The following is a 20,160-nucleotide window of genomic DNA, read 5'->3' on the forward strand; positions in this document are numbered from 1 at the left end:
AACGCCGTACCGACAGGGGCGGTCCGCTTCGGCGGGCCGCCCCTTCGTCGTACCGAAACTGGATCTTCAGCCGGCCGGGACGCCTGACGACGAAGGCCCCCTCCCGCGCTCGGCGGGAGAGGGCCTTCGTTCGATGTGCGTTACAGCTCGACGGAGCGCCGACGGGCGACCTCGGCCAGGGCGACCGCCGCCGCCACGCTGGCGTTGAGCGACTCGACCTCGGAGATCATCGGAATGCTGACGGTCAGGTCGCAGGTCTCGCCGACCAGGCGGGAGAGACCGCGCCCCTCGGAACCGACCACCACCACCAGCGGCCCGACCGCGGCCTCCAGGTTGTAGAGGTCGGTGTCGCCGTCGGCGTCGAGACCGACGACCATGAAGCCGGCGTCCCGGCAGGCCTTCAGCGACCGGGTCAGGTTGGTCACCTGCGCCACGGGCACCCGCGCGGCCGCGCCGGCACTGGTCCGCCAGGCGGTCGCGGTGATCCCGGCGGCACGACGCTCGGGTACGAAGACACCCTGCGCGCCGAACGCGGCAGCCGACCGGATCACGGCACCCAGGTTGCGCGGGTCGGTGACACCGTCCAGCGCGACAAGCAGCGGAGCCTGCTGCTCCAGGGCGGCGGCGACCAAGTCCTCGAAGGGCTGGTACGCGAAGGGCGGCACCTGCAAGCCGACCCCCTGGTGCAGCACCCCGCCGGTCATCCGGTCCAACTCGGCGCGGCTGATCTCCAGGTTGGCGATGCCCCGGTCGGCGGCGGTCCGGATGATCTCGTTGATCCGGTCGTCCATGTCGATGCCCTGCGCCGTGTAGAGCGCCGTCGCCGGCACGTTCGCGCGCAGCGCCTCCAGCACCGGGTTACGCCCGACCAGCAGCTCCGGGGAGTCCTTGGACGGGTTGGACTTGCGCCCCGGCGCGACCCGGGGACCGGACCGCCCGGTGGGCTTGCCGCCCCGCCCGCCGGTGGCACCCCGACCGACGGGTACGCCCCGACCGCCGCCCTTGCCCCAGGTGGTGTCCTTGGAGCCGGGCTGGCCGATCTTCGGGGCGCGCCCCTCCTCGGCCGCCGCGCGGCGCTCCTTGTCCTGCTTCCAGGCGGTGCGCTGCGGCAACTTCTCGGTGCCCGAGTAGCCCTTGTGCCACGGCCGCTCGTCCGCGGGCAGGGTGCGACCCCGCCCGGCCAACGAGTCCTTGTTCTTGCCGCCGGTGCCCTTGGGGGCGCCTGCCTTCGACGTCAGTCGCCGGCCACGGCGCTGCGAGTTGCCGGCCATCAGTCCTGCTCTCCAATAGTCCAACGGGGGCCCTGGGGGGTGTCCTCGACCACCACACCGGCCAGCTTGAGCTGGTCACGCACGGCGTCCGCGGCGGACCAGTCCTTGCGGCCCCGCGCCTGCGCACGCTGCTCCAGGGCCAGCGCGATCAGGGAGTCCACCACGGCACGAAGATCGTCCGATCGGCCGCCGCCGGTCCAGGACGGGTCGAGGGGGTCGAGCCCGAGGATATCCAGCATTGCCCGTACCACGGCCAGCGTGGTGCGGACGGTCACATCGTCGCCGACGCTTAGCGCGGTGTTGCCGTCCCGAATGTGCTGTTGCAGCACAGCCAGCGCGGCTGACGTGTTGAGGTCGTCGTCCATCGCCGCGACGAAGCCGGCGGGCAGTTCACCGAGCTGCCCGGCACCGACGCGCTCCGCGGCCCGCTGCACGAAACCCTCGATCCGCCGGTACGCGGTGCCCGCGTCGCGCAGCGAATCCTCCGAGTAGTCGATCACCGAGCGGTAGTGCGCGGCGGCGTAGTAGTAGCGCAGCTCCACCGGCCGCACCCCGAGCGAGTCCACGTACGCCAGGCCCAGCGCGTTGCCCGCGGACTTGCCCATCTTGGCCCCGCCGATACTCAGCAGCCCGTGGTGCACCCAGAAGCGGGCGAACGGCAACCCGGCCGCCTGGGACTGGGCGATCTCGTTCTCGTGGTGCGGGAACGTCAGATCCAGCCCACCGCCGTGGATGTCGAACTCCGGGCCGAGATAACGCCAGCACATCGCCGAGCACTCGATGTGCCAGCCCGGACGGCCCAGCCCCCACGGCGACGGCCAGTAGGCGTCCGCCGGCTCGTCCGGTTTGGCGCCCTTCCAGAGCGCGAAGTCGCGCGGATCCCGCTTGCCCCGATCCGGGGCGTCCCCGGCGGACTGCATGGCGTCCGGGGACTGACCCGACAGCGACCCGTACGCCGGCCAGGACGCCACGTCGAAGTAGACGTCACCGGAGCCGTCACTCGCCGGGTACGCGTGCCCGTCGGCGATCAACTTCGTGATCAGCTCGTGCATCTCGGGGATGTGCCCGGTGGCGCGCGGCTCATAGGTGGGCGCCAACACGTTCAACGACCGGTACGACTCGGCGAGCAGCAGCTCGTTCGCGTACGCGATCGACCAGAACGGCCGACCCTGCTCGCCCGCCTTGACCAGGATCTTGTCGTCGATGTCGGTCAGATTGCGGATGAAGGTGACCTCGTAGCCGGTGGCCGACAGCCAGCGACGCAGGACGTCGTAGTTGACGCCGGAACGAAGGTGACCGATGTGCGGCGGCGCCTGGAGAGTGAGACCACACAGGTAGACCCCCACCTTGCCGGCTTCCCGCGGGACGAAGTCCCGCACCGATCGGGTGGCGGTGTCATACAGGCGTAGCGTCACCGTACAAGGGTAGCTGTCCGTGCCTGTCCGGGTCCGCCGGTGCCGGGTCGTACGCTGCCAGGCGTGGATGCGACCGCACGCTCCGGTGGCTCCGGTGACACGCCAGCCAACCCCACCGCCCCCGCCGACCCGACCGTCGGGCGGACCTCCGCGCAGACCGGCGCCGGTGTGCGGCGCGCCGACGCGGCGTTCGGGCGGGCCTCCGGCTCGGCCGACGCGGCGTTCGGGCGGGCCTCCGGCTCGGCCGACGCGGCAGCCTTCGGACCGGCCGACGCCGGCGTGCGGCGGGCCGACGTGGTCGCGGGGCGGGGCCGGGAGACGTCGCAGACGCTCGACCGGGGGTTGCGGCTGCTGCACCTTGTCGCCGATGCCCCTGGTGGTCTGACCGTCACCGAGGCCGCGAATCAACTCGGCATCGGGCGGGCGGCCGTCTACCGGCTGGTGAGTGCGCTGACCGGGCACGGCATGCTGCGCCGCGACGAAGACGGTCGGCTGCGCCTCGGCGCCGGGTTGCTGCACCTGGCCCGACGGGCCCAACCACTGCTCGCCGAGGGTGCGCTACCCGCATTACGCAGCCTCGCCGAGCAGGCCGGCGCGACCGCGCACCTGACCGTCGTAGAAGGTGGAGAGGGTGTCGCCCTGGTCGTTGTCGAACCGAGCTGGACGTCGTTCCACGTCGCGTACCGGGCCGGGGCTCGGCACGCACTCGACCAGGGAGCGGCGGGCCGGGCGATCCTGGCTGGCCGAATCGGGGCGGCAGAGCCGGTGAGCAGCAGCGGAGAGTTGCAGGCCGGGGCGTACGGGGTGGCCGCACCGGTGCTCGGCGTACCCGGTCTGGAAGCCAGTGTCGGCGTGGTCGCGCTCGCTCCACTTGACGTCGAAACGACAGGGCCGCAGGTGCTGGCCGCCGCCCGAGCCATCACCATCGCCCTCAGCTGACCCCGCCACCCCGCCGCCGGGCACCGTCCCACCGCCGGGCGCTCCCTCGGCGCAGCGAGCCGCCTCACCGCCGGGCGCTCCCTCGGCTTCGTCCGTTCCGGTCGTGCCAGGCTTGATCGACTCGGCTTCACGGAAGTCGCGCGATACCGCAGCCGGTGACCACCCGATTTCCAGAAACGCGAGTGGATCACAGCCCGCCGCCAGCCCCGATGTCCAGGTTGGTCGACCCCTGGGCAGGTTCCATACCAAGATCGGCGAACGGATCGTCGGTTGTCCACAGGTACGGCGGCACGCGAGGGCTGGGTTGTCCACAGGGGTTTCGGTGGCCAGCCGGTGGTCGGCAGGCTGCTCGTCATGCCCCCACGTCCGCATCGCCCCGATGCCCTGGCCTGGCAGGTCTTCCGCGGCTCCGACGCTGTCCGGCACGGCCTGCTCACCGAGCATCAGTTGCGCAACTCCGCCTGGGTGCGGTTGCGCCACGACATCTACGCCGATTCCCGGTTGGACCGGGACCACGCCCTCGCCTGTCGTGCCGCTCTTCTCCGGCTACCGCCCGGAGTGGTGGTCGGCGGTCCGTCCGCCGCCTACCTGCACGGCGTTCACCATGCCGCGAGCTTCACCGACGATGTGCACGTCCTCGTGCCTCGACCGCTGCGGGTCGGCCCACAGCGCGGCCTCCGCGTGCACGTCAACGCCACCACTCCACTGATCGCGAGTGGGGTCCCTGAGCTGGCGGTGCGACCCACACGACGATCGCCGGGCACGAGACGACCGACAGACGCACGCCCACGTGACGCGGCGCGACCTACGGGAGCTGGGCGTCCACCTGTCGGTGCAGTGTCACCACGCCACGCAAGGCACCCGTCCCGCCCAACGGCCGCCGCAGCAGCAGGCACGGTGGCGGCCAATCACGACTACGGGTCGGCCCCGGCCGGCACGTTCCGGTGTGACGAGCGGGACGTCCCGATCCCCCGATCCGACCCCGGGCGGGCCGCCTGGGAGACGGCCCTGTGGCTCGACCCGGTCCGGGCAGTCGCCATCGTCGACTCGCTGCTCGGGCAGGAGTTGGTCGACCGCGACAGCCTGGAGGCCATGGCTGCCCGCAACGCTGATCGGCCCGGTGGGCGACGAGCGCGGTGGGTGTTCGACATGGCTGACGGCGGAGCCGAGTCGCCGCCGGAGTCACACCTACGCGTGCGGTTGGTGTTGAGCGGGCTACCGCGCCCGGCGGTTCAACATCCGATACGCCTGCCCACCGGCCTTGTTCTGCACCCCGATCTGGCCTGGCCGCACTATCGGGTAGCGGTGGAGTACGACGGACAGTGGCACTCCGACCCGGAGCAGCTGCACCGCGACCGCCGTCGGCTGAATCAGCTGGTGGGTGCGGGTTGGCTGGTCCTGCACGTCACCAGCCGACGGCTGCACGGCGAGTTCCCGTCGGTGCTTCGGGAGGTGCGCGAAGCCTTGGTCAGCCGCGGATGGCGACGAGGATCGCCCAGATGACCAGGATCAACTCGGCTTTCTGGAAACCGCGCCATCCTTCAGGCGCCAACACCGCGCCTTCAAGGAAACCGAGTCGATCATGATGAGGGCCCGAGCGACGGCCCGGACCGAGCCCGAGACGGCCCGCCCGACGCGGCGAGCCCCAAGCCGGCGGACCCCAGGACGACAGGTCCAGGACGACACGCCTCCACAGGGCCCAGACGATGACGGGCAGCGGTCCCGGACGAGCCCAGACCCGGTCGACGAGCGTCGACCGGGCCTGGGCAGCGGTAGCGTTCGGGCCGCCGCCGCAGCGCGATATGCGCTACGGGCGGGCGTTCGGCTTGAACGGGGTCTTCACCGCCGCGTAGGCGTCGACGATCCCGTACCCGTAGAAGCCGTTGAAGTTCACCCCACCGGCGCAGTACGCGTCGTAGGTCTCGTCCCGGCCCTCGTTGCGGTACTGCTGCAGGCGCGGCTCCGGGCAGGCGTGCTCGGCGGCCGTGCGGTAAAGGTGCTGCTCGACCTGGTCCGGCGACATCCCGAAGCCAGTCCGGCCCTGCGCCTTGCCGTAGCGGCTGACGATCAACGCGGCGACGCCTGCGGCGTGCGGAGACGCCATCGAGGTGCCCTGGAGGTAGGTGTAGTAGCCGCACTCACCGTTGGCCTTGCACTGCTTGAAGACCGAGTTCTCGAAGCCGGCGACGATGTTGCCGTCGGCGTCGACCGATTCCTCCTCCTGGAGCACATGCTTCGGGTACGCCGAGAGGATCATGTTGGCGTCGGTACGGAAGGTGTCGGTGCCGAAGCCGTCCCGGAACCAGCCTCCCGGCGCGGCGACCGAGATCTGCTCGGTGCCGTAGTTGGAGAAGTCCGACTTCTTGCCGGACGGGCCAACCGACGACACGCCGATCACGTGCGGGCCCTCGGTGGGCAGGTTCCAGCAGCTCTCGTTGTCGATCGGTCGCGGGTACGGGTCGGCGCCGTAGTCGGGGCTCGTCACGTCGGTACGCGGTGCACCCAGGTCTTCGTTGTTGTTGCCGAGCGCACCCACCAGGGTGACTCCCTTGTTGTGCGCGAAGGTCAGCGCGCGCTTCATCGCCTTGATGATGGCCCGCTGCTCGGCCTGGTCCGCAGGCGAGTCGGCCGGGTTGGCGGTGCAGTTGTAGAGCCACGGGTCGACGTAGAACGACATGTTGACCACGTCGATCCCGGACTTGCCGGCGTAGACCAGGGCGTTGACCACCGGGTCGAGGAAGAAGTAGCCGGAGTCCTGGCCACCCTTGAGTTCGACCAGCGAAACGTTCGGGGCCACGCCGGAGAGGCCGAAGCCGTTGGCCGCGGCACCGATGGTGCCAGCCACGTGGGTGCCGTGCCCGCCGTCGTCGGTGCCGACCGGGTCGAGGCAGCTCGGCACCTCGCAGGCGCCGTCCACGTCGATCAGGTCCGGCGCGAAGTTGCGCGACAGCGACCAGTTGAAGTTCGGCGCGATGTCCGGGTTGCTGGCGTCGACGCCGGTGTCCAGGACGCCGACGGTCACCCGGCGGTCACCTGGCTCGATCTTGCGGGCCTTGTCGGCCCGGATCATCTCCAGGCCCCACAGCTTGTCATCGAGCGGGTCGAGCTTGGCGCCCTTCCGGGCAGCGTTGGCGCCGGCCCGAGCGCCGGCAGCGGCAGTCAGGTGCTCCTGCTCCACCCGGTCAAGCTTCGGCTTGCGGCCGATGGCCTTCTGCTCGGCGGCGCCGATCAGCGTCGGTGCGGCGGTCGCCCTGGCGGCGAAGTCGGCCCGGTCGCTGCTGACCTGGAACATGCCGACCTCGTCGGACCGGGACACCACCGTGCCGCCTGCTGCCCGGATCGCGGCGACGGCCGTGTCCGCAGCGACGCCGTCCTCGGCGACGACGGTGAAGGTGCGGGAATTGCTCGGCGCGGCGTTCGCCGGCACACCCAACCCCGTAGCCGTAAGTGCCAGCACTGCCGCGGTAGCGACCGTGCGGGCGGTGAAGCGCTTGCTCACCACATCGGATCCTCTCGTTGAGGGACGTGGCAGCCATCACACAACAACGATGCGGATTACGCCAGCCAAGCGCCCGTTATGGTGGTGAATCCGTTGAGTTTCGAGGCCCGCACGGGCCGCATCGACATACGCACCAACCACGCCACTCTGCCCATTCGACCGCGTCGTCGACTCAGACGCCGACGGCATCGACCCGCAGAGTCGCCAGCGCGGCTGGCAGATCGACCAAGCTCGACATCTCGGCGTCCGGCGTGCAGCCGAGGGGGCGCGGCAGGCCGAGGGGGCGCGGCAGGCCGAGGGGGCGCGGCAGGCCGAGCCGGTTCAGCCACACCGATCGCAGTCCGGCCCGCCGGGGGGCCACCACGTCGTGCTCCCACGAGTCGCCGACGTACACGATCTGACCGGCTGGCACCCCGGCCGCCGCGACCACTGCGGCGTAGAACTCCGGGGCCGGCTTCTTGGGCAGGCCGTTCTCGTGGGCGTACAACTCGAAGGCGAACTCGTCGGCGAGCCCACACCGTTCGGCGCGACTGTTGCCGTTGGTGGCGAAGCCCAACGTGTACCTGTCGCGCAGCGTGGCCAGCGCCGGTCGTACGTCCGGGAACGGTCGGGTGAGCGCGAACCTCCGGGTGAAGAAGAGGTCGGCGATCTCGTCCAGGTGGTTGACCAGTCCGGCGCGGGCCAGCGAACGGGCCAGTGCGGCGCGCCGGATCTCCACCACCGGGGCCGCCGTCAGCTCGCCGAACACCGCACCCCAGTCCGACTCCAGTTCGTCGAGCGTGACCCCGGCCGCCGCCGTTGTGCGTCGCCGCATCTCGTCGAGGACGGCCACCAACCCCCCGGTGACCGCTGGCCGCAGGTCGAGCAGCGTCTCGTCAGCGTCGAACACCACAGTGGTCAGCACGACGCCGATCCTCTCACCGACCGTCCACCGCGACCTCGGGCCGGGCCGAGGTGGCCGGCACGGGCCGCGAGGCCGGCACGTCCAACGCAGCCGGCCGACGCAGCTCGTCGAGACGGACCAGGGCGACGCCGGCGACGATCAACGTACCGCCGAACAGCTGCCAGCCGGTGGGCAGTTCGTCGAGGAAGAGCCAGGCGATCAGCACCGCGAAGAGCACCTCGGCCAGTCCGACGAACGACGACAGGCGCGGGCCGAGGATCCGGCTGCCAGCGATACCGGCGAGGTAGGCGATGACCGCGGCCACCAGCGAGAGCCCGGCGATGGGCACCAGCCAGCTGGTGGGTTGCCCGGCGAAGGTGACCTCGCCGAAGGTGGCGTGCAGCGGCAGCAGGCCGGTCAACCCGACGAGGAGCAGCACCGCGGCGCCGACGGCCATGCCACCGCTGGCCATGGCGACCGAGGGCAGCCGAGGGTCGACCTGGCCGGCGAGCACGAAGTAGCCGGCCAGGCCGAATGCCGCGCCCAACCCCCAGAGCACGCCCACCGGGTGGAAGTCGGCGGTGCCGGCGAGGTCGAGCACGAACGCCAACCCGGCCAGCGCGGCCACCGACCCGGCGACGGTGAGCCGACGGGGCGGCTGGGCGTGCCGCAGCCACATCCAGACCACGACGAGGATGATGCCCAGGTATTCCAGCAGCAGCGCGACACCGACCGGCAGGTAGCGCACGGCGTTGAAGAAGCACACCTGGGCCAGCGCCACCCCGAGGAGCCCGAACAGCCCGATCGCCGTGGCGTTGCTGCGCAGCACGTGCCACTTGCCCCGCAGCGACAGCAGGGCGGGGATCGCCAGCACCAGGGCGGCCACGCCGACGCGGGCGATCACCGCGGACTCGGCCGACCAGCCGGCCTCGACGAGCGATCGCGCGAAGGTGCCGGAGGTGGCGAAGGTGAATGCGGCGAGCAGCGCCAACCCGACGCCGGCAGCAGGTCGTGAGTGCATGTCGCGCTCCTCGCAATGGGCACCGTGTCATGAGCAAACTATCCTTGTGCTGATGACGCTAAGCGGAAGCCATGACAGGAGTCAAGTTGCTATTCGCTCATGACACCGAGTGTTCGCTGATCGCCGCCGCGGCGCTTGTCAACACCGCGGGCCGGGACGGTGAGCTGCTGCCCGACATCGCGGCGTTGGACGCGTTCTTCGTCCGCTACTCGTACAGCGGCCGGCACGAACACACCGACGACGAGCTGCGGGCGGTCCGGGAGTTGCGACTCCAACTGCGCCGCATCTGGCACGCCGAGCCACCCGAGATCGTCACGGTGGTCAACGGCCTGCTGCTGGAACACCGGGCGCTGCCCCAGCTCATCGAGCACGACGACGAGCCGTACCACCTGCACGCCGTGCCCCGCGACGCGCCGCTGGCCACCCGGATCGCGGTGGAGGCCGCCATGGCCATTGCGGACATGGTCCGTTCCGGCGAGCTGAGCCGGTTGCGGATCTGCGAGTACCCGGACTGCGACAACGTGGTGGTCGACCTGTCCCGCAACCGGTCCCGGCGGTTCTGCGAGGCCGGCTGCGGCAACCGCGCCGCGGTGACCGCCTACCGCGCCCGCCGGGCCGCCGGCCGCTCCTGACCGACGGTCGCCCACTCCTCGGCCCGCACCTCGTACTCCACCTCACCCTGCTCGGTGCCCGGGATCGGGTCGTCCCACTGAGGGTGGAAGGTCCGCACGTAGCGCAGCCCGGCCTTCACCATCACCCGCCGGGAGCGTTCGTTGACCGCCATCGTCTCGGCCCAGACCCGACGCACCCCGACGGTGTCGAAGGCGTACCGCACCAAGGCCCGCGATCCCTCGGTGGCCAGCCCTCGTCCCCACGTCTCGCGACGCAGCCGGTAGCCCAACTCGGCCTCGGCGCCATCCTCCGACGGGTCGAGCGCGAACCAACCCAGGAACGCCCCGGACTCCCGATCGTGCGCCGCCCACCGACCCAACCCGGGATGCCTGTCGTACTGGGCCAGCAACCTCGGCAACTGCTCGTCCCGCACGGTGGCAAGCGGGGTAGCGACGCCACCGGTCAGAAACCGCATCACCTCGGGGTCGCTGTCCAACTCGACAAGCGCCTCCACGTCGGCCCTGGTCAGCCGCCGCAGCCGCAGCCGCTCGGTTCCCGCCGGCACACCCACGCCATCGTCACCCACAGCCCGGATCATCCGCCCCCGCTCAAAACCCCGTCGACCCCTTTTCCTCCCCAGGGCCGTCCAAGATCCACACAACTTCCCAGAGCACCGTCGCGGGCGAGGTGGTCGGGTCCGCGCGCGGGCACGGCCACGAAGAGCCGCCAGGAGTAGGCGTCGACAACGAACACGGGCCCGGCCAAGTCACCGCCATCCCGCCCCGACCGAGTCACCACCATCCCGCACCCCACCGAGGATCGAGCACGATCTCGGCGGGGCGGGGCGGGGTGAGTCAGCCCAGCGTGGGGTGGGTCAGGGGTGGGTCATCCGGAGCAGGTCCAGCGTTTCGTCGAGCTGGGTCTCGGTGAGCCTGCCGGAGTCGACGTGGCCCCGGGAGATCACCACTTCGCGGATCGAGGTCTGCTTGGCCAGCGCCTCCTTGGCGATGGACGCGGCCTCGTCGTACCCCAGGTAGCGGTTCAGTGGGGTGACGATCGAGGGTGAGCCCTCGGCGTACGCCAGGCAGACCTCGGCGTCCGCGACCAGGCCGACCACCAGACGGTCGGCGAAGAGTCGGCTCACCGCGGCGAGCAGGCGGATCGACTCCAGCAGGTTGCGGCCCATCACGGGGAGCATCACGTTCAGTTCGAAGTCGCCCTGCGAGCCGGCGAATCCGACCGTCGCGTCGTTGCCGACCACCTGGGCGCAGACCTGCCGCATCGCCTCGGCGACCACCGGGTTGACCTTGCCCGGCATGATCGATGAGCCGGGCTGGAGGTCGGGGATGCGAAGCTCACGCAGGCCGGCACGGGGGCCGGAGCCCATCCAGCGGATGTCGTTGGCGATCTTGTAGAGGCCGACTGCCACGGTCCGCAACTGCCCCGAGGTCTCCACGAGCGCGTCCCGCGCGCCCTGCGCCTCGAAGTGGTTACGCGCCTCGCGCAGTGGCAGACCTGTCGACTCGCGCAGCTTGTCGATCACGGCGGCGGCGAAGCCGAGTGGGGTGTTGATGCCGGTGCCCACGGCGGTGCCGCCCAACGGCAGCTCGGCCAGGCGGGGCAGCGCGCCCTCCAGGCGTTCGATCCCGTAGCGGACCTGGGCGGCGTACCCGCCGAACTCCTGGCCGAGGGTGACCGGCGTGGCGTCCATCAGGTGCGTACGCCCGGCCTTGACCACCGTCTCGAACTCGGCGGCCTTGGCCTCCAGCGCGTCCGCCAGGTGGGCCAGCGACGGCAGCAGGTCCTCCACGATGAACTGGGTTGCCGCCAGGTGGATGGAGGACGGGAAGACGTCGTTGCTCGACTGGGAGGCGTTCACGTGGTCGTTCGGGTGCACCGGTGAGCCCAGCTCACGGGTCGCCAGGGTGGCGATCACCTCGTTGGTGTTCATGTTCGACGACGTGCCCGAGCCGGTCTGGAACACGTCCACCGGGAACTGGTCGTCGTAACCGCCCTCGGCCACGTGCGCGGCGGCGGCGGCGATGGCGGCGGCCACGTTGGCGTCGATCACGCCCAGCTCACCGTTGACCTCGGCCGCGGCGCCCTTGATCTGGGCGAGGGCCTTGATCTGCGCCGGTTCGAGGCCCCGGCCGGAGATCGGGAAGTTCTGCAGCGCGCGCTGGGTCTGCGCCCGCCACAGCGCCTCGGCGGGCACCTCCACCTCGCCCATCGAGTCGCGTTCGATGCGGTAACCGGTCGCCTCTGGAGTCGTCACGCTCACCATCCTGCCGCGCCCGTGGCCGACTCGCAGATGATCCGTCAGCCAAACTCGGCCAGGAGCCGCTCCACCTCGTGCCGGTCCGGCGACTCGATCTGCCGGAACAGCATCAGCGCCTGTTCCAGGTGCGCGCGGGCCGCCGGCGGATCCGTGGCCCGTACGCAGCGAGCGACGCCCTCCAACGCTCGGGCCTTCTCATAGCGGGCGCCGAGTCGGTCGGCGTCGGCGAGCACCCGGCGGTGCAGGTCGAGCGCACTGGCGGCGTCCCCCTGCTCCAGGATCGCCCGGGCCAACAGGTTGCGCGAGGCACACTCGCCCAGTCGGTCGCCCACCTCCATCATCGCCACCAGCGCGTCCCGGTGCAGGGCCGCGGCACGTTCCGGATCGCCGGCGGCGCGTTCCATCACGCCGATCTCGTTGAGCACCTCCCCCTCACCGAAACGGTCGCTCGATTGGCGTTTGAGGGACAGCGCGACCCGCAGCAGGCGGCGGGAAGGAGCCAGGTCGCCCATCCGGTGCCGAGTTATCCCGAGTTGCCCCAGCGCATTGTGGGTCTGCCGGGGATCCTTCGCCTGGCGAGCCAGCCAGAGGTGCAGCCGGGCGTGCCGCAGCGCCTCGTCGTACCGCCCCCACCGGATCGACGCGTAACACAGGTTGTGCAGCAGATTGGTCAGCTCGTGCGCGCCGCCCAGGCTGCGGGTCATGCTGAGTGCCTCGTCGAACTTCGCCTTGCCCTGCCGGAAGTCACCATTCGCGGCGTACGAGACGCCGAGATTCCACAGTGTGCTGATCACGTCGCCGCGCAGCCCGAGCTGACGGCGCAACCTGAGCGCCACCTCCGCCGACCGGATCGCCTCCGGGAAGCGGGCCAGCCGGAAGTACGCCGAGGCGAGGTAGTTCAGCATCACGGCGATGGCCGCCTCGTCGCCCAGCCGCTCGGCGACTCGAAGCCCGATCGTGTGGGTCTCGATCACCTCGTCGAGGTGCCCGAGGTCGAAGTTGAGCCGCCAGCAGGCCCTGGCCAACTTCCAGCAATGGATCGGGAAGCCCTCCTCCTCGGCGACCCGCACGAGAGCGGTGAGCGCGGCGTGGTTCTCCTCGAACCACCCCCACCCCTCAGCCACCGGCACCACAAGCAGATCCGGACGGCGGGGCGTGTCCGCGGGAATGCTGCGACGACTGCCCGCCGCCTCGATCCTCCGGGCGATCGCCAACGTGATGGACAGATGGTGGTCCAGCAACCGCTCCAGGGCGGCCCGGCGCTCCGCTTGCCGTTCCGCGCCGGCGAGCAGCAGCCGGCCGTACTCGCGAAGCAGGTCGTGTAGGCGGTACCGGCCCGGCTGTACCTCGTCCACCAGGTGCGCGTCAACCAGCTCGTCCAGCACGTCCTGGGTGTCGGTCAGGGGCAGCTCGGCGAGGGCGGCGGCCACCCGGCTGTCGAGACGGCCCCCCGGATACAGGCTGAGCAGAGGGAACAGCCGCTGCGCCGACGGTGAAACCTGCTCGTACGACAGGGCGAACGCCTGCCCCACCGAGCGCTGCCCGGCGGTCAGCTCGGCCAGCGGCCCCGCTCCCGTGACCAGCCGCTCGGCGAGGTCGGCGACCCGCCAACGCGGCCGGTGCGCCAGTCGTGCGCCGGCCAGCCGAATGGCCAGGGGCAGGTGACCGCACCGGCCTGCCACCTCGGCCGCCGCCTCCGGTTCGGCGGCGACCCGCTCCACGCCGGCCACCCGACCGAGCAGCTCGATCGCCTCGTCCGCGTCGAGCACCGGCAGCGAGGACGGCCGACCCTCGTCGAGCCCGACCAGCCGACGACGGCTGGTGATGAGCACGAGGCAGTGCGGACCGTTGGGCAGCAGGGGTGCCACCTGATCGGCGGTGGCGGCGTTGTCGAGCACCACCAACGCCCGGCGTCCGGCCAGCTCGATCCGCCAGAGCGCCAGCCGGTCGTCCAGGTTCTCCGGCACCCGCTCGGCGGGCACACCGAGCTGACGGAGCAGGGCGGCCACGGCCGTGGCCGGCGTCAACGGCCGGCGTTCGCTGTGCCCGTGCAGATCGATGAAGAGCTGCGCGTCGGGATAGCGGTCGGCGAGCGCTGTCGCGACGTGTACGGCGAGCGTGGTCTTGCCGCTGCCGGCCATTCCGTCGACCACCTGGATCCGGGTGCCGTCCTCCTCGATCTCCTTGACCAGGCGGGCCACCGTCTCCTGCCGACCGATGAAGTCCCCGATCGCCCGGGGCAGTGCACGGACCGGGCCGGCGGGTCGGGCCGGTCGACCGGCCAGGGCGAGGTCGCCGGCGAGTACCCGCTGGTGCAGCTCCTGCAACTCGGCGCCCGGCTCGATGCCCAACTCGTCGGCGTACGTCTGCCGGCCCTCCCGGTAGACGGCGAGGGCGTCCGCCTGCCGTCCGACCGACGACAGGGCCAACATCAGTTGACCGCGCAAGCGCTCCCGCAACGGATGCCGATCGACGCTCTCCGCCAGTTCCTCGATCAGCTCCGCGGCCCGGCCGAGCCTCAGCTCGACGTCGACGCACTCCTCAAGCGCGGAGAGGCGTTGCTCGTCGAGCGTCTGCGCGCGACGACGGACGCTGACGCTCGGGATACCAGCGAGTGCCGGCCCTCGCCACAGCGCCAGGGCGGCACGGAAACCCGTGCGCGCCTCGGCCAGCCGGCCGGCCACCACGGCGCCCCGGGCCCTCTCCACCCCCCGAACGAAGACCTCGACGTCCAGGTCGTTCGGGCTGGTCCGGACGCCGTACCCGATCGGGTCGGTGACGATGAGTTCGGGTGCGAGGTCGAGTTCGGCGAACCGGCGGCGCAACCGGGACACGCAGGTCTGCAACTGGGCCCGGGCGGTGGCTGGAGGGCTGTCCTCCCACACCGCGTCCACCAACTCGTCGACCGGCACGAGCCGACCGGCACGCAGCAGCAGTGTGGCGAGCACGACTCGATCCCGACCCGCGGTGACGGTGGACTCGCCACCACCAACCCGCAGAGGCCCCAGGATCCCGAACCGCATCTGCTCCTCCACCCCCGTGGCACCCCAACCAGCAGCGTAGTCCCGTTGTCACGGCCCGACACAGCGTGGTGATAGCGATGTGAGAGCGGATCGAGGGCGGCACACCGGAAACTTGTTCCAGGTTGGCGGTGACGACATCCGACGGGGGCGGTGCGCCCGTCCCACCCCCAGGAGGGTGGGCGTACCGATGTCGGTGCAGAACTACCGACGCTGGAGGCGCCAGGCAGCAGCCTGGCGCCTCCACGCGTGATAATCCCTCAGCCCAACTCGGTGAGCAGTCGGCTCACCTCGTGCTGGTCCGGCGACTCGATCTGCTCGTACAGGGCCAGCGCGCGGATCCAGTGTGACCGGGCCGCGGCCGGGTCGGTGTCCCGCAGGCAACGGGCGATGCCGTCCAGCGCCCGGGCCTGCTCGTGCCGGGCACCCATCCGGACGGCATCGGCGAGCACCCGGCGGTGCAGGTCCACGGCGCTGGCCGCGTCCCCCTGGTCGAGGAGCGCACGGGCCAGCAGGTTACGTGACATGCAGGCGGCGAGGCGGTCTCCGGACTTGACCACCACGGCGAGCGCCTCGCGATGCAGCATCGCGGCTTCCTCCGGCCGGCCGAGGATCCGCTCGATGCTGCCCAACTCGTTGAGGACCTCACCCTCGCCGAAGCGGTTGCCCTCCCGGCGCTTGAACTGCAACGCCAGCCGCAGGAACCGGCGCGCGCCCGGGTAGTCGCCGAGTCGGGCACGCACCACGCCCAGGTGACCGAGGGCGTTGAACACGTTGTTCATGTCCCCGACCTCGCGGGCCAGGTGCAACTGGCGCCGCGAGACCTGCCGCGACTCCGGATAGCGACCCCAGGCCAACAGCAACAGCGCCTGGTTGTTGAGTATCGCGATGACCTCCACCGGCTGGTCGCCGGCGGTGATGAGCGCCAGGGCCGCGGCGGAGTGAGCCATCGCGGGAGCCAGTTGCCAGTTCGCGCCGTACGCGACGGTCAGGTTTCGACGGACGGTCACCTCGCCACGCAGGTCGCCGAGCCGCTGACGCGACCGGAGCGCTCGCTCCATCAGGTCGATGGCTTCCGGATAGCGCCCGAGCCGGAAGTAGCCGGAGGACAGATAGTTCTGCACTGTCGCAATGGCCCCCGCGTCGCCCAGTTGCTCGGCGGCGTGCAGTGCCACTGTGTGCGTGTCCATCAGCTCGTCCAGGTGGCCGTGCGAGTACAGGTAGAACCAGGATGTGCGGACCAGCTGCCAGCACCGTTCCAGTTGCCCCTCGGCGGCGGCCAACCGCACCAGCGCCGGAAGTGCGGCCCGATTGGCGTCGAACCAGCCGGTGCCGTCCGCGACGGATGCTCGCACCAGGTCGGCTCGGGGAGGTTCCGGCAGCATCAGGGCGGATCGGCTGGACACCGGCTCCATCCGACCGGAGATGGCGTGGGCCACATGCAGGTGGTGGTCAAGGAGTCGAACGATGGCGGCCGTCCGGCTCGCTGCGGTCTCGTCGGTCTCCAGCAGTTGTCGGGCGTACTCGCGCATCAGGTCGTGGAAGCGAAAACGGCCGGCCTCGGGCTCGTCGACGAGGTGCGCGTCGACGAGATTGTCCAGCAGGTCCTGGGCGTCCGGCAGCGGCAGGTCGGCGAGCGCCGCCGCCACCCGATCGTCGAAGAAGCCTCCGGGATGCAGCGCGAGCAGCCGGAACATCCGCTGTTGGTCGAGGTCGAGTTGTGCGTACGACAGAGCGAATGCCTGCCCGACGGAGCGTTCCCCGGCCGACAGCTCGCTAAGCGTGTTCCGTCCGGCGGCGAGCCGGTCCGCCAGGTCGCGGACCCGCCAGCGGGGCCGGTGGGCGAGTCGGGCCCCCGCCAGCCGGATGGCCAGCGGCAGGTGCCCGCAGCGGGCGATCACCTCGATGGTCGCCTCCGGCTCGGCGTCGACCCGGTCGGCGCCGACCACCCGTCCGAGCAGTTCCACCGCCTCCTCGGGGTCGAGCACGGCCAACGACGACGGCTTGCCACCGTCCAGACCGGCGAGCCGGCGGCGGCTCGTGATCAGGGTGAGGCAGTCCCGGCCGCTGGGTAGCAGCGGTACGACCTGAGCGGCGCTCGCGGCGTTGTCGAGCACCACGATCGCCCGGCGTCCGGACATTCTGCTCCGCCACAGGGCGGCACGTTCGTCGGTGCCGGCGGGGATCCGGTCACCCGGGACACCGAGCTGACGAAGCAGCGTGGCAAGGGCAACGGCGGGTGGGATCGGCTCCCGTTCGCTGTGCCCGTGCAGGTCGATGAAGAGATGCGCGTCGGGGTAACGGTGCGCGAGCGCGGTGGCGACATGCACGGCCAGCGTCGTCTTCCCGCTGCCCGCCATGCCGTCGACGAGCTGGATTCGGGCGTCGTCCTCCTCGATCTCCTTCACCAGCCGGTTGAGAGTCTCCTGCCGTCCGATGAAATCGTTGATCGCCCGGGGCAGTGCCCGGACCGGGGTGAAGGTCCGCTCCTCCGCGCCGCCGAGTGCCAGGTCACCGGCGAGTACGCGCTGGTGCAGTTCCTGCAGCTCGGCACCGGGTTCGATGCCCAACTCGTCGGCGTAGAACCGCCGGCCCTCACGGTAGGCGGCGAGCGCGTCGGCCTGCCGACCGACCGACGACAGGGCGAGCATCAGTTGGCCACGCAGACGCTCCCGCAGGGGATGCTGGTCGACGTTCTCGGCGAGTTCCCCGATCAGCTCGGCGGCCCGCCCGAGGCGCAGCTCAAGGTCGACGCACTCCTCGAGGGCGGTGAGGCGCCGCTCGTCGAGCGCCTGCGCGCGGCGGCGGACGCTGCGGCTGGCGATGCCGCCGAGCGCCGGCCCGCGCCAGAGCGCCAGGGCCGACCGGAACAGCTCACTCGCCTCGACCTCCCGACCGGCTGCGACGGCGGTGCGGGCCGCCTCGACCGTACGCCCGAAAACGTCGGCGTCCAGGCCATCCGGGGCGACCCGGACGCCGTATCCGACGGGATCGGTGATGATTGTTTCCGGCGGCAGCCCCAGCTCGGTGAGCCGGCGGCGCAGCCGCGACACGCAGCTCTGCAACTGGGCCCGGGCGGTGGCTGGAGGATGCTCCTCCCACACGGCGTCCACCAACTCGTCGACCGGCACGAGGCGGCCGGCCCGCAACAGCAGCGTGGCGAGCACGGTCCGGTCGCGTCCCGCGGTGACAGTGGACTCGCCACCGCCCACCCGCAGGGGCCCCAGGATCCCGAACCGCATCTGCTCCTCGCTTCACTGTGCAACTTCCAGCAGCGTAGTCCGGCGGTAACAGCTCGCCTCGGTCAGGCGATAGCGATCCGATAGCGGATCAACAGCGGTGCTGAGCACACTCACTGTGGGTTGTCGGTGACGGCATCCGACGGGGGCGGTGCGCCCGTCCCACCCCAGCGGGGCGGGCGTACCGATGTCGGCAGAGCACGGACGACAGAACGGGCGTCGGGCGAATTCGCCCGGCGCCCGTTCGCGTGCCCGTGGGGTCAGCGGCGGCCGACGGTCAGCACCGGCTTGGTGACCTCGGCAAAGAAGTCGTTGCCCTTGTCGTCGACAACGATGAAGGCGGGGAAGTCCTCGACCTCGATCTTCCAGACCGCCTCCATGCCCAGCTCGGCGTATTCGAGGACCTCGACGTGCTTGATGCAGTCCTGGGCGAGGCGGGCCGCGGGGCCGCCGATCGAGCCGAGGTAGAAGCCGCCGTGCTGTTGGCAGGAGCGGGTCACCTGACCGGACCGGTTGCCCTTGGCCAGCATCACCTGCGAGCCGCCGGCGGCCTGGAACTTCTCCACGTAGGCGTCCATCCGGCCGGCGGTGGTCGGGCCGAACGAGCCGGACGCGTACCCCTCGGGGGTCTTCGCCGGGCCGGCGTAGTAGACCGCGTGGTCGCGCAGGTACTGCGGCATCGGCTCACCGGCGTCCAACCGCTCGGCGATCTTGGCGTGGGCGATGTCCCGGGCGACGACGAGCGGCCCGGAGAGCGAGAGGCGCGTCTTCACCGGGTACTTCGACAGCTCGGCGCGGATCTCGTCCATCGGCCGGTTGAGGTCGACCCGGACGACCAGTTCGGCGTCGAGCGAGTCGTCGGTGACGTCGGGCAGGAAGCGCGCCGGGTCGGTTTCGAGGCGCTCGAGCCACACGCCCGACGGGGTGATCTTGGCAACGGCCTGCCGGTCCGCCGAGCAGGAGACGGCGATCGCCACCGGGCAGGACGCACCGTGCCGGGGCAGCCGGACCACCCGTACGTCGTGGCAGAAGTACCGCCCACCGAACTGCGCGCCGATGCCGAAGTTGCGGGTCAGCTCCAGCACCTCCGCCTCAAGCTCCAGGTCACGGAAGCCGTGCGCGCTCATCGAGCCGGAGGTGGGCAGCGCGTCGAGGTACTTGGCGCTCGCGTACTTCGCGGTCTTCAGCGCGTACTCGGCGGAGGTGCCGCCGATGACGATGGCCAGGTGGTACGGCGGGCAGGCGGCGGTGCCGATCAGCCGCAGCTTCTCCTCCAGGAACTGCATCATCCGCGTCGGATTCAACAGCGCCTTCGTCTCCTGGTAGAGGTACGACTTGTTGGCCGAGCCGCCGCCCTTGGCCATGAAGAGGAACTTGTACGCGTCGGGGTGCCCGTCCGGGTCCTCGGCGTACAGGTCCACCTGGGCGGGCAGGTTGCTGCCGGTGTTCCGCTCGTCCCACATGGTCAGCGGGGCGAGCTGGGAGTAGCGCAGGTTGAGCTTGGTGTACGCCTGGTAGACGCCCCGGGAGATGGCCTCCGCGTCGGCGCCGTCGGTGAGCACGTGCCGACCGCGTTTGCCCATCACGATGGCGGTGCCGGTGTCCTGACACATGGGCAGCACACCGCCGGCGGCGATGTTGGCGTTGCGCAGCAGGTCCAGCGCGACGAATCGGTCGTTCGGCGAGGCGGCCGGGTCGTCGATGATCGCCCGGAGCTGGGCCAGGTGCGCGGGGCGCAGGAAGTGCGCGATGTCGTGCATCGCCTCGGCGGTCAGCGCGGTGAGTGCGGCCGGTTCCACGGTGAGGAACCGGCGGCCTCCCGGGCCGTGTACGACGTCCACGCCCTCGTCGGTGACCAGGCGATAGTCCGTCTGGTCCGGGCCGGTCGGCAGCAGAGGGGCGTACGAGAATGCGGCGGCACTGCTCATGAGCGGCAAGCCTAGGGCAGACCGGTCGATCACTCCCACCCGCCGGGCGGGTCCT

At 71.0% G+C, this 20,160-nt stretch carries 14 protein-coding genes; 3 read left to right on the forward strand and 11 right to left on the reverse strand.

The genetic code is table 11. The features are described from left to right. Positions 1–140 precede the first annotated feature (140 nt). Both rlmB and cysS read right to left on the reverse strand, forming a co-directional pair. On the reverse strand, positions 141–1,271 hold the full coding sequence (gene rlmB / locus AB0C15_RS12310; RefSeq protein WP_357351258.1) for a 23S rRNA (guanosine(2251)-2'-O)-methyltransferase RlmB: 1,131 nt from the start codon (positions 1,269–1,271) through the stop codon (positions 141–143). After that, positions 1,271–2,686: a cysteine--tRNA ligase gene (cysS, locus tag AB0C15_RS12315; protein ID WP_357351259.1), complete on the reverse strand. Its 1,416-nt coding sequence runs from the start codon at positions 2,684–2,686 to the stop codon at positions 1,271–1,273. Before cysS ends, rlmB begins: the two co-directional genes overlap by 1 nt. 279 nt (positions 2,687–2,965) lie before the next feature. Between cysS and AB0C15_RS12320 the strand changes: the two genes are divergently transcribed. Continuing rightward, complete coding sequence (locus AB0C15_RS12320) at positions 2,966–3,625, forward strand: helix-turn-helix domain-containing protein (protein ID WP_357351367.1); 660 nt, start codon at positions 2,966–2,968, stop codon at positions 3,623–3,625. 546 nt (positions 3,626–4,171) lie between these two features. Here AB0C15_RS12320 and AB0C15_RS12325 read toward each other — a convergent pair. After that, positions 4,172–4,312, reverse strand: coding sequence for a hypothetical protein (locus AB0C15_RS12325; RefSeq protein ID WP_357351260.1), 141 nt, complete (start codon positions 4,310–4,312; stop codon positions 4,172–4,174). A gap of 210 nt (positions 4,313–4,522) precedes the next feature. Between AB0C15_RS12325 and AB0C15_RS12330 the strand changes: the two genes are divergently transcribed. After that, on the forward strand, positions 4,523–5,128 hold the full coding sequence (locus tag AB0C15_RS12330; RefSeq protein ID WP_357351261.1) for a hypothetical protein: 606 nt from the start codon (positions 4,523–4,525) through the stop codon (positions 5,126–5,128). 304 nt (positions 5,129–5,432) lie between these two features. Here AB0C15_RS12330 and AB0C15_RS12335 read toward each other — a convergent pair whose 3' ends face one another. The 3 genes from AB0C15_RS12335 to AB0C15_RS12345 all read right to left on the reverse strand — a co-directional run bounded on the left by AB0C15_RS12335 (position 5,433) and on the right by AB0C15_RS12345 (position 9,028). Further along, the gene (locus AB0C15_RS12335) at positions 5,433–7,124 is read right to left on the reverse strand and encodes a S8 family serine peptidase (RefSeq protein WP_357351262.1); all 1,692 of its coding nucleotides are present in this window, start codon (positions 7,122–7,124) and stop codon (positions 5,433–5,435) included. A gap of 172 nt (positions 7,125–7,296) precedes the next feature. Further along, positions 7,297–8,028, reverse strand: coding sequence for an HAD family hydrolase (locus AB0C15_RS12340; RefSeq protein WP_357351263.1), 732 nt, complete (start codon positions 8,026–8,028; stop codon positions 7,297–7,299). A gap of 13 nt (positions 8,029–8,041) precedes the next feature. Continuing rightward, positions 8,042–9,028 (reverse strand): DMT family transporter, encoded by a 987-nt coding sequence (locus AB0C15_RS12345; RefSeq protein WP_357351264.1) that lies wholly within the window; start codon positions 9,026–9,028, stop codon positions 8,042–8,044. Between the two features lie 86 nt (positions 9,029–9,114). Here AB0C15_RS12345 and AB0C15_RS12350 point away from each other — a divergent pair, with 86 nt between their 5' ends. Further along, positions 9,115–9,660 carry a CGNR zinc finger domain-containing protein gene (locus AB0C15_RS12350; RefSeq protein WP_357351265.1) on the forward strand — a complete coding sequence of 182 codons (546 nt, stop codon included), beginning with the start codon at positions 9,115–9,117 and terminating at the stop codon, positions 9,658–9,660. Here the strand turns inward: AB0C15_RS12350 and AB0C15_RS12355 are convergent. From AB0C15_RS12355 to AB0C15_RS12375, 5 genes are all read right to left on the reverse strand, one after another. Then, complete coding sequence (locus AB0C15_RS12355) at positions 9,627–10,226, reverse strand: GNAT family N-acetyltransferase (protein ID WP_357351266.1); 600 nt, start codon at positions 10,224–10,226, stop codon at positions 9,627–9,629. The genes AB0C15_RS12350 and AB0C15_RS12355 overlap by 34 nt on opposite strands. A gap of 288 nt (positions 10,227–10,514) precedes the next feature. Continuing rightward, entirely contained in the window at positions 10,515–11,924 is a 1,410-nt protein-coding gene (locus AB0C15_RS12360; RefSeq protein ID WP_357351267.1) for a class II fumarate hydratase, read from the reverse strand. Between the two features lie 35 nt (positions 11,925–11,959). Continuing rightward, positions 11,960–14,941: a BTAD domain-containing putative transcriptional regulator gene (locus AB0C15_RS12365; protein ID WP_357351268.1), complete on the reverse strand. Its 2,982-nt coding sequence runs from the start codon at positions 14,939–14,941 to the stop codon at positions 11,960–11,962. Positions 14,942–15,198: 257 nt separating this feature from the next. After that, entirely contained in the window at positions 15,199–18,180 is a 2,982-nt protein-coding gene (locus AB0C15_RS12370; protein WP_357351269.1) for a BTAD domain-containing putative transcriptional regulator, read from the reverse strand. Between the two features lie 257 nt (positions 18,181–18,437). Then, positions 18,438–20,105: a fumarate hydratase gene (locus AB0C15_RS12375; RefSeq protein WP_238667174.1), complete on the reverse strand. Its 1,668-nt coding sequence runs from the start codon at positions 20,103–20,105 to the stop codon at positions 18,438–18,440. Positions 20,106–20,160: the final 55 nt, after the last annotated feature.

This window comes from Micromonospora sp. NPDC048835 (assembly GCF_040649995.1).
Lineage (GTDB): Bacteria > Actinomycetota > Actinomycetes > Mycobacteriales > Micromonosporaceae > Micromonospora.

Bases quoted from the DNA above. Each gene is read 5' to 3' on its own strand.
- AB0C15_RS12360 (WP_357351267.1), bottom strand. From the start codon at position 11,924: ATGGTGAGCGTGACGACTCCAGAGGCGACCGGTTACCGCATCGAACGC.
- AB0C15_RS12345 (WP_357351264.1), bottom strand. From the start codon at position 9,028: ATGCACTCACGACCTGCTGCCGGCGTCGGGTTGGCGCTGCTCGCCGCA.
- AB0C15_RS12375 (WP_238667174.1), bottom strand. From the start codon at position 20,105: ATGAGCAGTGCCGCCGCATTCTCGTACGCCCCTCTGCTGCCGACCGGC.
- rlmB (WP_357351258.1), bottom strand. From the start codon at position 1,271: ATGGCCGGCAACTCGCAGCGCCGTGGCCGGCGACTGACGTCGAAGGCA.
- AB0C15_RS12370 (WP_357351269.1), bottom strand. From the start codon at position 18,180: ATGCGGTTCGGGATCCTGGGGCCCCTGCGGGTGGGCGGTGGCGAGTCC.
- AB0C15_RS12365 (WP_357351268.1), bottom strand. From the start codon at position 14,941: ATGCGGTTCGGGATCCTGGGGCCTCTGCGGGTTGGTGGTGGCGAGTCC.